The sequence below is a fragment of the Cupriavidus gilardii genome (assembly GCF_013314895.1).
Lineage (GTDB): Bacteria > Pseudomonadota > Gammaproteobacteria > Burkholderiales > Burkholderiaceae > Cupriavidus > Cupriavidus gilardii_C.
The window spans coordinates 100804-115141 of record NZ_JABTYE010000014.1 but is presented as its reverse complement, the minus strand read 5'-3'; the positions used below and the strand labels follow the sequence as shown (position 1 = coordinate 115141).

Here is a 14338-nt window from a genome sequence, read left to right as displayed (position 1 = left end):
ACGTCAATGAAACTCTCCGTCGTCATCATCACCCGCAACGAAGCCCACAATATCCAGGCCTGTCTGGAGAGCGTGAAGTGGTGTGACGAGGCGATTATAGTGGATTGCATGAGCGCGGACGCCACCCCGGCGATTGCCCGGGAGATGGGCGCGCGCGTGATCCAGACAGAAGACTGGCCGGGCTTCGGTCCGCAGAAGAACCGCGCGGTCGACGCCGCCACCGGCGACTGGATCCTCAGCATCGACGCCGACGAGCGCGTGAGCCCCGCGCTGCGCGACGAGATTCTCGCCGCGATCGCCAGCGACAGCGCCGACGGCTATGAAATGCCGCGGCTGTCGCAGTTCTGCGGCCGCTTCATCCGCCATGGCGGCTGGTATCCCGACTACGTGACGCGGCTGTTCCGCCGCGGCCGCGGCCGCTTCAGCGAGGCGCTGGTGCACGAGAGCCTGATCGTGCAGGGCCGGCTCGGCCGGCTGCGCGAGCCCCTGACGCACTACAGCTATCGCGATTACTCGGACGTGCTGCGCAAGATCGACAGCTATTCGTCGGCGGGCGCGCGCCAGGCCTTCAGCCGCGGCAAGCGCTCGACGCCGCTGGCCGCAGCGGGCCACGGGCTGTGGGCCTTCCTGCGGACCTGGCTGCTCCGCCGCAGCATTCTCGACGGCGCCGAAGGCTTCGGCGTCGCGCTGATGAACGCGCAGGCGAGCTATTACAAATATCTGAAGCTGTGGTACCTGGGCCGGCAGCAGCCCGGCGGCCAATGACCGCGGGGCGGCCCATGACTTCGGCTTTTGTCGCTTTGCTCCCGTTCCGATATCCGTGTCCATGAAGATCGGCATCTCCTGCAACCGCTTCGGCAAGGGCGGCGGCTTCGAACGCTATGCGCTCGATCTGGCCCGCGGCCTGATCGCGCGCGGCGAGCGCCCCGCGGTATTCGCGCGCCGCTTCGACGGCGACATCCCCGAGTACGGGCAGGTCGACCGGCATCTGGTGCGCGTGCGCTGGCTGCCGGGCAAGATGCGCGACACGGCGTTCTCCTGGGGCATGCGCGACGCGCATCGCCACTGCGATCTGCTGATCGGCTGCAACCGCGTGGTCGGCGCCGACCTGGCGATCTGCGGCGGCACCCATCGCGGCTACCTGCGCGCGTCCGGCCGCGCGCCGACCTTCTGGGACCGGCGCCAGATCGAGCTGGAATCGCGGCACTACGCCGCCGCGCGGCACGTGGTCGCGCATTCGCAATTGATGGCCGACGAGCTGGCCGAGCTGTATGGCGTGCCGGCCGAAAGGCTCGCCCTGCTCTACCCGCCGGTCGACACCGCGCGCTTCCGGCCGGTCGACGATGCCGCGCGCACGGCGCTGCGCCAGCGCTTCGGCTTCGGCGACACACCGGTCTTCCTGTTTCCGTCGTCGGACCATGCCCGCAAGGGGCTCGACGTGCTGGCCCGCGCGCTGGCCGACAGCGGCCTCGATGCGACGCTGGCCGTCGCCGGCCGGCCGGTCGGCAAGACGCTGCCGGGCGTGCGCGAACTGGGCTACTGCGCCAATATGGCCGAGCTCTATGCGGCGGCCGATTTCACCGTGCTGGCGTCCAGTTACGAGCCGTTCGGGCTGGTGGGGATCGAATCGGTGCTGTGCGGCACGCCGGTGCTGCTGGCCGACAATATCGCCTGCCTCGAGGTGATGGACGATGCAGTGGCGCGCCGCTTCCCGCGCAGCGACGTGGCCGCCATTGCCGCCGTCATGCGCGAGGCGGCGGCGTGGTCCAAGGACGGCGGCGCGCGCATTGCCGAGCCGCGCCGGCATTTGCGCTACAACCCCGAACCGGCCGCGCATCTCGATGCGCTGCTGCGGCTCGGCGGAGCGTGACCGCGCCGATACGTCCGCTCAGCGCGGCCGCGCTGCGGCAGCGGCAGCGGTAGAGGCAGCGGCAGCCGCTTCCAGCTGCCGCGTGCGGTTGGCGATGATGCCCAGCAGCGTCGCCGAGGTCAGCCCGAAGAAGGCGGTGTTCATCACCAGCGTGAAGACATCGATGGTCAGCCCGAACACCACGGTGCCCAGCGTCAGCACCAGGCCCATCGCGGCCGCGGTGGCGATGTCGGGATCGGGCGAATGGCGATGGCGCCAGAAATAGACGGTCGAACCGTAGTACAGCAGCAGCAGCACCGCCAGGCCCAGCAGCCCCATCTCGGCCAGTGTCGAGAACAGTTCGTTGTGCGCATGCGGATGGATGATTGCCGGCGAGGCCTCGCCGCGTTCGGCCAGTACCTGCAGGCTTTCCTTCAGCGTGCCCTTGCCGACGCCCAGCGCCGGTTCCCGTTCGAACAGCGTCCAGGCCGCCTGCCACAGCTGCAGCCGCAGGCCGATCGAGGTATCGGCATCGCCGTGCGCCAGCCGCTCGAAGTCCGAGGTGGCCGCCGCGATGCGGCTCTGCACCACCGGCGTGTTCAGCGCCGCCATCGCCCCCAGCGTCAGCGACGCCGCAAATACCAGCATCAGCCGGCGCGGGCGCATGCGCGCCAGGTCGAAGCGGCACAGCAGGACCCACAGCATCACCGGGATGGCGATCCAGCCGCCGCGGCTCTCCGACGCATAGGACGCGTAGCAGCCGGCGGCCAGACCGAGCAGGCGGAAGATCTGTTCCCAGCGCGGGCGGCCGCGTTCGGCCAGCGGAATCGCGCCCATGAAGCCCAGCACCAGCGCGGTGTCGCCGAACGGAATCGGATTGGTGAAGGGATTGCCGGCCCGCCCGGACATCACCCACTCCGCGGGCGAGAACAGGATCAGCACGGACCAGAAGCAGGCGCCCAGCGCGCCGATCACACAGCCCCATTGAAAGGGTCGCAGCCGCTCGGCCGGCACCGCGGCCAGCAGCAGGAAGATCGGCACGGACAGCAGCAGGCGCGACGGCGAATCGAAGGCACGCGACGGCACCTCGCCGGTCACCAGCGCCTGCAGGCCGATCGCCAGCGGATAGGCCGTCATCGCGACGACGTACCACTTGTAGCGCAGCAGCAGCTCGCGGCTGTGGCGGCGGTTCTCCGCCTGACTCAGCCACAGCAGGCTGAAGGCCAGCACGACGAAGAAGCAGTAGCCGGTGCCGCCCTGCAGGGTCAGCATCAGCACAGGGGACAGCGCCGCGGCACCCGCGGCGACACCGGTGGACAGACGATCAATGCTCATGGATGAAATACGAATCGGCGCCGGAACGGCGTTGGCGGGCACATTGGCCATGAGCCGGAAACAAGGGCAACGCTGGCTGCGGTGATCGCTCCGGGGCGCGCCAGCGGCGCATTATACCGTCGCCCCTTGCGAGCCCCTCCCGGCGAGGGGGGCCGGGGCGCCATGGTATCGTTCGGCCTTGCCCGAGGGGCGAAACGGCGAGCGGCAACGAGGGAGGAACCAGGATGAGCGGTACGGCGAATGGCAGCGATGTGCGGGAGGCGGCAGACACGGCCAATGCGCAGGACCGCGCGTGGCCGTCCGCAACCCTGCTGCTGATCACCTACAACCAGCAGCGCTTCATCGCCGACGCGATCGCCGGGGCGCTCGCTCAGGACTATCCGAGCCTGGAGATCATCGTGTCGGACGACGCCTCCACCGACGACACCTTCGCCGCCGCGCAGCGCGCCCTGCACGGCTATGCGGGCCCCCATCGCGTGATGCTGCGGCGCAATCCGGTCAACCTGGGCATCAGCGGGCATCTGAGCCAGCTGGTCGAGCTGTCGCATGGCGAGCTGATCTTCGTCGCCGCCGGCGACGATATCTCGCTGCCGACGCGCTGCCGCGAGGTCGCGCAGGCCTGGCTCGCGCACGGCAGCAAGCCGGACCTGATCGCCACCGATCTGATCGACATGGATGACCAGGGCGCCGACCACGGCACCATCGCGCACAGCGAGCTTGGCATCTATGACAGCCTGGAGCGCTGGATGGCCGAACCGCCGGTCGTGATCGGCGCCTCGCATACCTGGACCCGCCGTCAGTTCGAACGCTTCGGCCCGATCGCGCCGGGCATGATCTCGGAAGACCAGATCACCACGCTGCGCGCGGTGCTCGGCGGCGGCGCCATCACGCTGCGCCGGCCGCTGGTGCGCTATCGCCGCGGCGGCGTCTCCGGCAAGCGCAAATGGCGCACGCCGGCGGACTTCGTCAAGCGCATCCAGCTGACCAATCGCAGCGCGCTGGCCGAGACGCTGCAGTTCATCCAGGACGCCGAACTGGCCGGCGCCGGCGACGCGATGCGTCGTCACAAGGCCGCCAAGCTGGCGCGCGAGACGTTCACGCGCGATATCTTCGCCGCCACCAGCACCGGCGAACGGCTGCGGCTGCTGCTCGGTGCCCGCGGCGTGCGGCTGGGCCACCGGCTACGGATGTTCCTCTATGCGGCCTGCCCGGGCGTGTATGCACCGTTCTTTGCGCTGGGGAACATGGTGAAAGGGATGAAAGGCTGAGGGCTTCGGTACCCCCTCTCTCGCTTGCGGGAGTGGGAACCGATAGCGGGCGTTTTCTCGGACGCGGTCACCAGCAGCCAGCAACCCCCCGTCTTACTCGTACAACGTACTGACGCACTCCGGCGACAGCGCGGCCCGCAGCGCGGCCAGCGTGTCGTCCGACGGCACCACCTGCCACGCCTGGCCCAGCACCGCCTCGCAGACCGCGGCGGCGCTCGCGTACTGGATGCAGACCGGCAGGCCGGCGCTGCCCGCGGATTGGGCCAGATGCGGCGTCAGCAGCTCGCGCAGCATCGCGGTCGACGAATTGCCGTTCAGCGAGAGCTTCAGCGCGCGCGCATGGCGGATGCGCGCGGTCGTCAGGTCCATCACCGTTTCCGCGGTGAAGCGCACGCCGCCGGTGAAGGTGTCGTGGCGCGCATTGCCCTGCGCGATCAGCAGCTCGTCCTCACGGAACATGTGCCGATTGGCGTCGAACAGCTCGTTGAACACCGTCATTTCGATCTGCCCGGTGCCGTCGTCCAGCAGCACGATCAGCATCTTGCCGCGCTGCGTCATCTGGGTGCGGATGCCGGTGATCACGCCGGCGACCATCTTGCCGCGCACGTCGCGGCCATAGCCGCCGCCATTGCCCTGCACTTCCTTCTCCAGCGCCGCCAGCGTGCCCTTGACGAAGCGCCGCACCTCATCGCGATAGGCGTCGAACAGATGGCCGGAGAAGTAGTAGCCGAGCGCCTGCTTCTCTTCCTGCAGCATGCGCTTGGGGGTCCAGGCCGGCTCGTCGATCAGCTCCGGACGGTGCGCGTCGCCATCGTCGGCCATCAGGTCGAACAGCGACACCTGGTTGGCCGACTCGGCCTTCTGCTCGGCCGCCTCCATCGCGCGCGGCACCGAGGCCAGCAGCTGGGCGCGGTTCGGATGCAGTGTGTCGAACGCACCGGCGCGGATCAGCGCCTCGATGGTGCGGCGGTTGACCTGACGGCGGTCGACGCGTTCGCAGAAGTCGAACAGGTCCGTAAACGGCCGCTCCTCGCGCGCGCGCAGGATGTCCTCGATCGCGCCCTGGCCCGAGCCCTTGATGCCGCCCAGGCCGTAGCGGATCGTCTTCGCATCGGTGGGCGCGAAACGGTATTCGCTGGCGTTGACGTCCGGCGGCAGCACGCGCAGCCCGTTGGCGCGGCAATCCTCGTAGAGGATCTTGACCTTGTCGGTGTCGTCCATCGCCAGCGACATGTTGGCCGCCATGAATTCGGCCGGATGATGCGCCTTCAGCCAGGCCGTGTAGTACGCCAGCAAGGCATAGGCAGCTGCGTGCGACTTGTTGAAGCCGTAGCCGGCGAACTTCTCCATCAGATCGAAGATCTCGTCGGCCTTGTCGGCCGACAGCCCGTTCTTCGCGGCACCCTCGCGGAACAGCTCGCGATGCTTGGCCATTTCCTCGGGCTTCTTCTTGCCCATCGCGCGGCGCAGCAGGTCGGCGCCACCGAGCGAGTAGCCGCCGATGATCTGCGCCATCTGCATCACCTGCTCCTGATAGACCATGATGCCGTAGGTCTCTTTCAGGACGGGTTCGACGCGCGGGTCCGGATATTCCACCTTCTCGCGGCCGTGCTTGCGCGCGCAGAAGCTGGGGATCAGGTCCATCGGGCCCGGCCGGTACAGCGACACCAGCGCGATGATGTCCTCGAAGCGGTCGGGCTTGGCGTCCTTGAGCATGCCCTGCATGCCGCGGCTTTCCAGCTGGAACACCGCCACCGTGTTGGCGGACTTCAGGATGTCGAAGGCGGCCGGATCGTCGAGCGGGATCTGGCTGCAATTCCAGTCGGCCTTGCCCGGATCGAGCCGGCGGATATAGCGCTCGGCCCAGTCGAGGATCGTCAGCGTGGTCAGGCCCAGAAAGTCGAACTTGACCAGGCCGGCGGCCTCGACGTCGTCCTTGTCGTACTGGCTGACCACGCCGCTCATGCCGTCGTTCTGGCCGCCCTGCGTGTACAGCGGACAGAAGTCGGTCAGCTTGCCCGGTGCGATCAGCACGCCGCCGGCGTGCATGCCGACGTTGCGGGTCATGCCTTCGACGCGCTGCGCCAGTTCGAGCAGCTGGCGCACTTCCTCCTCGTTGTTCTCGCGCTCGGTCAGCAGCGGCTCTTCCTTCTTGGCCTCCTCGATCGTCACCAGCTTGCCCGGCTTGAACGGGATCAGCTTGGCCACGCCGTCGACGAAGTTGTAGCCCAGATCGAGCACGCGGCCGACGTCGCGCACTGCGGCCTTGGCCGCCATGGTGCCGAAGGTGGCGATCTGCGACACCGCGTCCTTGCCGTACTTCTCCTTGACGTACTGGATCACGCGATCGCGGCCGTGCTGGCAGAAGTCGATATCGAAGTCGGGCATCGACACCCGCTCCGGATTCAGGAAACGCTCGAACAGCAGCGCGTACTTCAGCGGATCGAGGTCGGTGATGCCGAGCGCGTAGGCGACCAGCGAGCCGGCGCCCGAACCGCGGCCCGGACCGACCGGCACGCCGTTGTTCTTGGCCCAGTTGATGAAGTCGGCCACGATCAGGAAGTAGCCGGGGAACCCCATCTTGATGATGATGCCGGTCTCGAACTCCAGCCGTGCGTAGTATTCGGGCCGCTTCGCCTCGCGCTCCGCCTCGTCGGGGAACAGCACCGCCAGACGGCGCTCGAGCCCCTCCTTCGACATGTGCACCAGATAGTCGTCCAGCGACATGCCATCCGGCGTCGGAAACAGCGGCAGGCGCGGCTTGCCGAGCTCGAGCGTCAGGTTGCAGCGGCGCGCGATCTGCACCGCGTTCTCGAGCGCCGACGGAATGTCGGCGAACAGCGCGCACATCTCGTCCTGCGTCTTGAAATACTGGTCGGTGGTAAAGCGGCGCGCGCGGCGCGGGTTGGCCAGCAGCTCGCCCTCGGCGATACAGACGCGCGCCTCGTGCGCGGTATGGTCGTCGGGGGTCATGAACTGGACCGGATGCGTCGCCACCACCGGCAGCTGCAGCGCGGCGGCCAGCTGCACCGCGCGTTGCACATAGGCCTCGGTGCCGGGATGGCCCGCGCGCTGCAGCTCGATGTAGTAGCGCTGCGGAAACACCGCGGCCCAATGCCGCGCGGCGCGCTGCGCGGCCGCATCGTTGCCGTTGGCCAGCGCCTGCCCGACGTCGCCGCCCATCGCGCCGGACAGCGCGATCAGGCCCGTCGACAGCGGCAGGCCATCTTCGCCGGCTTCCTCGAACCAGCCCGGCTCGAGTTCGGCGCGGCCGCGGTACTGGTTCGACAGCCAGGCGCGCGACAGCAGCACGCACAGGTTCAGATAGCCGCGCCGGTCCTGCACCAGCAACAGCATGCGCGCCGGCTTGTCGCGATCGTCGGCATTGGTCAGCCAGACGTCGGCGCCGACGATCGGCTTGACGCCACCGCCGCGCGCCTCCTTGTAGAAGCGGATCAGGCCGAAGGCGTTGGCGAGGTCGGTCAGCGCAAGCGCGCCCATGCCGTCGGCGGCGGCGGCCTTGACCGCATCCTCGAGGCGGACGATGCCGTCGACGATCGAGTATTCGGAATGGAGGCGGAGATGTACGAAGCGGGGCGAAGACATGGGCGCCATTGTACCGGCGCGAGGTGGTCGGCGGGCCGCCGGCGCGCGACGAATTCCGCAGGCGGATGCGCTTGTGCGGCTGCGCCGTGGTGGGGCGCGGTGCCGTCCGCCTGCCCGAACCGCTATAATTTCGCGTTTCCAATCAGGCAGTTAATGGCGGCAGCGCGACACGGTTCACGGACCGGTCCCGGCACTTGCCCTGGCACCGCACGGCACGACCGGCACGCCGCCACGCCATCCCTCCGCAGTCCATGCAGATCGTCAATATTTCCGCCTACAAGTTCGTCACCTTGAACGACATCGAGACGTTGCGCGCGGCCCTGCGCGAGCGCTGCGAGGCGGCCGGGCTCAAGGGCACCATCCTGCTCGCCCCCGAAGGGATCAACCTGTTCCTGGCGGGCAGCCGGGAAGGCATCGATGACGTGGTGGGCTGGCTGCGCGCCGATCCGCGCTTCGCCGATCTGGAGCCGAAGGAAAGCCTGTCGGAGACGCAGCCGTTCAAACGGATGCTGGTGCGGGTCAAGCGCGAGATCATCACGATGAAGATGCCGCTGATCCGTCCCGAGGAAGGCCGTGCGCCGTCGGTACGCCCCGCCGACCTGAAGCGCTGGCTCGACCAGGGCCATGACGACGAAGGCCGCCCGGTGGTGATGCTCGACACCCGCAATGCGTTCGAGGTCGCGGTCGGCACCTTCGAACAGGCGGTCGACTACGGGCTGCAGAAGTTCAGCGATTTCCCGGCGGTGGTGGCCCAGCACAAGGACGAGTTCGCCGGCAAGACGGTGGTGTCGTTCTGCACCGGCGGCATCCGCTGCGAGAAGGGCGCGATCCATATGCAGCAGGCCGGCATCGAGCGCGTCTATCAGCTCGAGGGCGGCATCCTGAAGTACTTCGAGGAGGTCGGCGGCAGCCACTATCGCGGCGACTGCTTCGTCTTCGACTACCGCACCGCACTCAATCCCGATCTGCAGCCGGCCGGGCCCAGGCAGTGCTTCGCCTGCCGCGCCGTCGTCACGCCGGAGGAGCAGCAAAGCCCGCACTATGTGGTCGGGGTCAGCTGCCCGCACTGCCACTCGGAGCGTGCCGCGAAGGGCGAGTCGATCGATGAAGGGAAAGCGGCACGGGCCTGATCGCCGCCGCACCCGCTAAGGACGGCAAGCGCGGCCGCGCTAGGCCGCCAGCAGGTGGTACAGGTTGCGCAGCATGCCGGCCGTCGCGCCCCAGATGAAGCGATGGCCGCCGCCTTCGCGCGGATACGGCATCGCATAGAACATCCGCTCGCCGTCGACCCAGCGGAAGAGCCGCCGCTGATGGTGCGACGGGTCCATCAGGAAGGCCAGCGGCACCTCGAACACGTCGGCCACCTCGCGCGCATCGGGGCGCAGCGCGAAGCCGTCGCGCACCAGCCCCACCACCGGGCTGACATGAAAGCCCGTGCCGGTGATGTAGTCCGGCAGCGCCCCCAGCACCTCGACGTAATCCCGGTCCAGCCCGATCTCTTCCTCCGTTTCGCGCAGCGCGGTGGCGACCCGATTGATGTCCTCTGGCTCCCAGCGGCCGCCCGGAAAGCTGATCTGGCCGGCGTGGGCGCTCAGGTTCGCGTTGCGCTGCGTCAGCAGCACGGTCAGGCCGTCGGCGCGCTGCACCAGCGGGATCAGCACCGCGGCGTCGCGCAGGCTCTGCTTGGGGTCATAGGCGCGCGACTCGTCGGTCAGCTCGGGCTGCCAGGCCGGCGGCGTCAGGAAGCGATGGCGGATGAAGTCGGGCCGCAGGCGCGGCTCGGACAGCGGGGAGTGCTGACTGTCGACCGAGACGATCGGCAGCGATTCGGGATCGAAGGCGGGGCGCATAGCGGCACAAGTATGACAGACCTCGCCGGGGCGCATCGGCGGCGCGGCCCGGCCGCGGCATCGGGACCATGCGGGACGCCATGCGGCCGCCATCAACGTCACCATCAGGGCCACCATGCAAAAAGGGCACCCGAAGGTGCCCTCGAAGACGGGGCGCGAACCCCGTCGATCGCTCCGGCCGGCGTGCCGACCGGGCGCTGCGTCTTACTCGGCAGCGACTGCGGCCTTGGAGGCCTTCGTGACGAGCTTTTCCTTGATGCGAGCGGACTTGCCCGAACGCTGGCGCAGATAGTACAGCTTGGCGCGGCGCACATCGCCGCGGCGCTTGACTTCGATGCCGGCGATCAGCGGCGAGTACAGCTGGAACGTACGCTCCACGCCCTCACCCGACGAGATCTTGCGCACGATGAAGGACGAATTCAGGCCACGGTTGCGCTTGGCGATCACCACGCCTTCGTAGGCCTGCACGCGCTTGCGGTTGCCTTCGACCACGTTCACGTTGACGACGACGGTGTCGCCCGGCGCGAATGCGGGGATGGTCTTGTTCGCGGTCAGACGCGCGATCTCTTCCTTCTCGATCTGCTCGATGATGTTCATCGTTTCTTCTCCTGTGCCATCGTGCCGGCGTTGCATGCCTCGCCTCATGGCGCGGCCCCGACAGAGGATGGGGTTTCAACTGGCGGAGGCTGGCCCCCGCCCTTCCTTCGCCGCCCACTCCGACAAGAAGTTCTCGTCGGCCTTGGTCAGCAAACCTTGACGGCGCGCGGACTCGATCAGGTCGGGCCGCTTGCGCGCCGTGTTGGCCAGCGCCTGACGGCGCCGCCATTTTTCGATCTCGGCATGATGGCCGCCGAGCAGTATCTCGGGGACCCGCATGCCTTCGTATTCCTCGGGCCGCGTGTAGTGCGGACAATCGAGCAGCCCGTTGACGAAGCTGTCCTGCACTGCCGACTGCGCGTCGCCCAGCACGCCGGGCAGCAGACGCACCACCGCGTCGATCAGCGCCATCGCCGGCAGTTCGCCGCCCGACAGCACGAAATCGCCGAGGCTGATTTCCTCGTCGACGCGGCGGTCGATCAGCCGCTGGTCGATCGCCTCGTAGCGGCCGCAGATCAGCACCAGACCGGGCCGCTGCGCCAGCTCGACCACCTTGGCGTGCGTCAGCGGCGCACCCTGCGGCGACATCAGCACCACGTGGGCGGCACCGGCACTGGCACCGGCGCCGGCCTGCGCCGCGACGGCGGCGTCGATGGCGTCCTCCAGCGGCTTGGCCAGCATCACCATGCCGGGCCCGCCCCCGTAGGGACGGTCGTCGATGGTGCGGTAGTTGTCCGTGGTGAAGTCCCGCGGATTCCAGCTGCGCAGCGTATAGCGCTGCTGCTTGGCGGCCCGGCTGGTAATGCCCCAGTCGGTCAGCGCGCGGAACATCTCCGGGAACAGCGTGATCACGTCGAACTGCATCCGTCTCACTCCTGTTCCGTTGCTCACCGTTGCCTGCCCTGCCTTGCTGCTGGCTGACAGCCCCTGCTGCTTTCGCAGCCGCTGCTAGTAGTCCAGCCCCCAGTCGACCACGATGCGCCTGGCGTCGATATCGACGTGGCGCAGATAGGCGTCGACGAAGGGAATCAGACGCTCGCCGGGCTTGCCGTCCGGCAGCGCATAGGCGACCTGCAGGATCTGGTGCGCGCCGTTGTCGATCAGTCCGGCGACTTCGCCCAGGGCTTCGCCCTGTTCGTTGATCACCGTGCAGCCGATCAGATCGACCCAGTAAAACTCGTTTTCCTCCGGCGGGGGGAAATCCTCGCGCCGGATCCAGACGCGGCGCCCCTTGAGCGCCTCCGCCAGATTGCGGTCCGCCACACCGGACGCCTGCGCCACCACCGTGCCGCTATGCTCGCGCGACTGGGCGATCTTCAGGCACAGCGGCCTCGACTCGCGGGCCGCGGACTGGGGCACCGGCCGCGAAGCGGGCGCCTCTGGCGGCAGCAGCCACCACCGCCGCGCGTGCAGCAAGCCGCCGGCGTCCTGCGCATGGGGCTGGACCTTGATCCAGCCTCGCACGCCGTAGGCCGAAGCCACATAGCCGACCTCGATCAGGTCTTCCGGCAGGGCTTGCGCGTACACCAGCGCGGCCGGGATCCGCACGTCGTGCGGCGTGCCGGTTCCTGTTCCGGCCCCCGTTCTCGACCCGGCAGCGCCAGGCGGAACGTTCAACGGCCGCCGTTGCGCGCCGCGCGCGGACGTGGTCACGGCAGACGACTGCTGGCGAAAATCAGGCAGCGGTCTTGGCGGCGCCCTTGACCAGACGGGCAACGGTCGGCGACAGTTGGGCGCCAACGCCTTGCCAGTAGGTCAGGCGGTCTTGCGCCAGGCGCAGACCCTCTTCGCCTTGCGAAGCCAGCGGGTTGTAGAAGCCGATACGCTCGATGAAACGACCGTCGCGACGGTTGCGCGAATCGGCTGCAACGATATTGAAGAACGGGCGCTTCTTGCTGCCGCCACGGGCCAGACGGATTACGACCATGAGTGAATTCCTCGAAAAACGGGGTGTTCGAACACGAAACGCAAGAGTATAGCCCAAATACTGAGGCCAAACAAACACTTAGGACGGCCGACGGCGGCGTGGGCCGATTGACGGCCGCGTCACGCCTCGGCATCGTGGCAAAAATACCAATCGCAGGAGGGGTCATGCGCTACGTCAGTCACTTTTCCACCGTCCTGGCGGGGCTTGCCGCCCTGCTGTCCCAAGCCGTCGCACCGAGCGCGCACGCGCAGTCGCTGGAGCAGATCCAGCTGCCGCCGGGCTTTCGCATCGAGCGGCTGACCGACGCCGTGCCGGAGGCGCGCGGCATGACCTTTTCTCCGGGGGGCACACTGTACGTCGGCAGCCGCGGCGCCGGCAAGGTCTACGCGGTGCAGGCGCCGTTGAGCGGCAAGCCGGTGGTCCACACCGTCGCCAGCGGGCTGACGCTGCCGATCGGCGTGGCTTGGCGCGACGGCGCGCTCTATACCTCGTCGGTGTCGCGCATTCTGCGGCTCGATGGCATCGAACAGCGCCTGTCCAATCCGCCCAAGCCGGTCGTCATCAACAACCAGCTTCCCAGCGAGACGCACCACGGCGGACGCTTCATCGCCTTCGGGCCCGACGGCTACCTGTACGTGCCGATCGGCGCGCCGTGCAATGTGTGCACGCGCGACGAGGGCCGCTACGCCAACGTGATGAAGATGAAGCCGGACGGCACGGACCTGCAGGTCGTGGCCAAGGGCGTGCGCAATACCGTCGGCTTCGACTGGCATCCGACCACGCGCGAACTGTGGTTCACCGACAACGGCCGCGACTGGCTCGGCGACGACCAGCCGCCCGACGAATTGAACCGCGCACCGCGCGCCGGCATGCATTTCGGCTTCCCGTACTGCCATGCCGGCAACCTCAGCGATCCCGAGTTCGGCAAGCAGCGTCCGTGCTCGTCGTTCGAGCCGCCGGTGGCACGGCTGGGCCCGCACGTGGCCGCGCTCGGCATGCGCTTCTACACCGGCACGCAGTTCCCCGCCGAATATCGCAACAACATCTTCATCGCCGAACACGGCAGCTGGAACCGCAGCGAGCGCATCGGATATCGCATCACGCGAGTGGTGCTCGACGACAGCGGCAAGGCGGTCAAACAGGAGGTGTTCGCGCAAGGCTGGCTGCAGGACGGCCAGCCCTGGGGCAGACCCGCCGATGTCGAGGTCGCGCCCGACGGTTCGTTGCTGGTCAGCGACGATATGGCCGGCGCGATCTACCGCATCCGCTATGCGCCATAGCGACCGGTCGCGGCCATCGACCTTCGTCCCGGCCGGTGCCCGCGCGGGCGCCGGCGAAGATGAGAACAGACCGCATTCGCAGGCGAAACAATCCGTTACACCGGTAACGGGATTGGCATAGGCGCCTGCTGGCAGCGCTGCGTACCATGATCCCAATCTTCTCGATAACGACAGCAAGCGAAGGCTCTGGGATTCCGCATGCTTTTCCGCTCTCTCCTGCGCGACGCCGCCGCAGCCACCCTGGTGGTGGGGTCGGTGCTCGGCCTTGCAGCCCTGAGCCATGCTCAGGGTGGCTGGGCGGGGCAACGCGCCGATATGCGGGACGGATTCGGCGCGCGCCTGCTGCCGGCCGGCATGGAGCGCATCGTGATGCGCGCGGAGAGCCCCGACCATGTGCGTGCGCAGATCGAGCGGATGGAAGCGCGAGCCCGCGCGGACAGCCGGCTCAACGGCCGTCCCAATCCACCTACTGACCGCGGCGCGCCGGAACGGACGCAGACCTCCGACCGCAGCGTACAGAACGTCGGCGGCGTGCCCGGCGACAACCGGCCGGCCAATGTCGGACCCGGCTGGCAAGGCTCCGGCCGCGAGACCACTCGTTAGTCCCGATATTTCCCACGCTTTAT

The 14338-nt window shown here is 68.2% G+C and carries 13 protein-coding genes; 6 read left to right on the top strand and 7 right to left on the bottom strand.

All coding sequences use genetic code 11. The features are described 5' to 3' along the window. Positions 1-6: 6 nt before the first annotated feature. Positions 7-765: a glycosyltransferase family 2 protein gene (locus tag HTY53_RS15355; RefSeq protein WP_174107467.1), complete on the top strand. Its 759-nt coding sequence runs from the start codon at positions 7-9 to the stop codon at positions 763-765. Between the two features lie 61 nt (positions 766-826). After that, complete coding sequence (locus HTY53_RS15350; RefSeq protein ID WP_174107466.1) at positions 827-1870, top strand: glycosyltransferase family 4 protein; 1044 nt, start codon at positions 827-829, stop codon at positions 1868-1870. An 18-nt stretch (positions 1871-1888) separates the two neighbouring features. Here the strand turns inward: HTY53_RS15350 and HTY53_RS15345 are convergent, their stop codons facing one another. Continuing rightward, entirely contained in the window at positions 1889-3184 is a 1296-nt protein-coding gene (locus HTY53_RS15345) for an O-antigen ligase family protein (RefSeq protein ID WP_174107465.1), read from the bottom strand. A gap of 224 nt (positions 3185-3408) precedes the next feature. Here HTY53_RS15345 and HTY53_RS15340 point away from each other — a divergent pair, with 224 nt between their 5' ends. Continuing rightward, on the top strand, positions 3409-4452 hold the full coding sequence (locus HTY53_RS15340; RefSeq protein WP_174107464.1) for a glycosyltransferase: 1044 nt from the start codon (positions 3409-3411) through the stop codon (positions 4450-4452). 93 nt (positions 4453-4545) lie between these two features. Here HTY53_RS15340 and dnaE read toward each other — a convergent pair whose 3' ends face one another. Then, positions 4546-8058 carry a DNA polymerase III subunit alpha gene (gene dnaE / locus HTY53_RS15335; protein WP_174107463.1) on the bottom strand — a complete coding sequence of 1171 codons (3513 nt, stop codon included), beginning with the start codon at positions 8056-8058 and terminating at the stop codon, positions 4546-4548. Between the two features lie 251 nt (positions 8059-8309). On the opposite strand from dnaE, the gene HTY53_RS15330 reads away from it, so the two are divergent. Beyond that, on the top strand, positions 8310-9188 hold the full coding sequence (locus HTY53_RS15330) for a sulfurtransferase (protein ID WP_174107462.1): 879 nt from the start codon (positions 8310-8312) through the stop codon (positions 9186-9188). Positions 9189-9227: 39 nt separating this feature from the next. On the opposite strand, the gene HTY53_RS15325 is transcribed toward HTY53_RS15330, so the two are convergent. The 5 genes from HTY53_RS15325 to rpsP form a co-directional block, all read right to left on the bottom strand. Continuing rightward, positions 9228-9908, bottom strand: coding sequence for a CoA pyrophosphatase (locus tag HTY53_RS15325; RefSeq protein ID WP_174107461.1), 681 nt, complete (start codon positions 9906-9908; stop codon positions 9228-9230). 204 nt (positions 9909-10112) lie between these two features. Next, complete coding sequence (gene rplS, locus HTY53_RS15320; RefSeq protein WP_006577006.1) at positions 10113-10505, bottom strand: 50S ribosomal protein L19; 393 nt, start codon at positions 10503-10505, stop codon at positions 10113-10115. 75 nt (positions 10506-10580) lie between these two features. Beyond that, on the bottom strand, positions 10581-11369 hold the full coding sequence (gene trmD, locus HTY53_RS15315; protein ID WP_174107460.1) for a tRNA (guanosine(37)-N1)-methyltransferase TrmD: 789 nt from the start codon (positions 11367-11369) through the stop codon (positions 10581-10583). 84 nt (positions 11370-11453) lie between these two features. Next, positions 11454-12188 carry a ribosome maturation factor RimM gene (rimM, locus tag HTY53_RS15310; RefSeq protein WP_217435634.1) on the bottom strand — a complete coding sequence of 245 codons (735 nt, stop codon included), beginning with the start codon at positions 12186-12188 and terminating at the stop codon, positions 11454-11456. Further along, complete coding sequence (gene rpsP, locus HTY53_RS15305) at positions 12181-12432, bottom strand: 30S ribosomal protein S16 (protein WP_174107458.1); 252 nt, start codon at positions 12430-12432, stop codon at positions 12181-12183. The genes rimM and rpsP overlap by 8 nt, the downstream gene beginning before the upstream one ends. A gap of 164 nt (positions 12433-12596) precedes the next feature. Here rpsP and HTY53_RS15300 point away from each other — a divergent pair, with 164 nt between their 5' ends. After that, the gene (locus tag HTY53_RS15300) at positions 12597-13712 is read left to right on the top strand and encodes a PQQ-dependent sugar dehydrogenase (RefSeq protein ID WP_174107457.1); all 1116 of its coding nucleotides are present in this window, start codon (positions 12597-12599) and stop codon (positions 13710-13712) included. Positions 13713-13910: 198 nt separating this feature from the next. Further along, positions 13911-14315 carry a hypothetical protein gene (locus HTY53_RS15295; RefSeq protein ID WP_174107456.1) on the top strand — a complete coding sequence of 135 codons (405 nt, stop codon included), beginning with the start codon at positions 13911-13913 and terminating at the stop codon, positions 14313-14315. Positions 14316-14338: the final 23 nt, after the last annotated feature.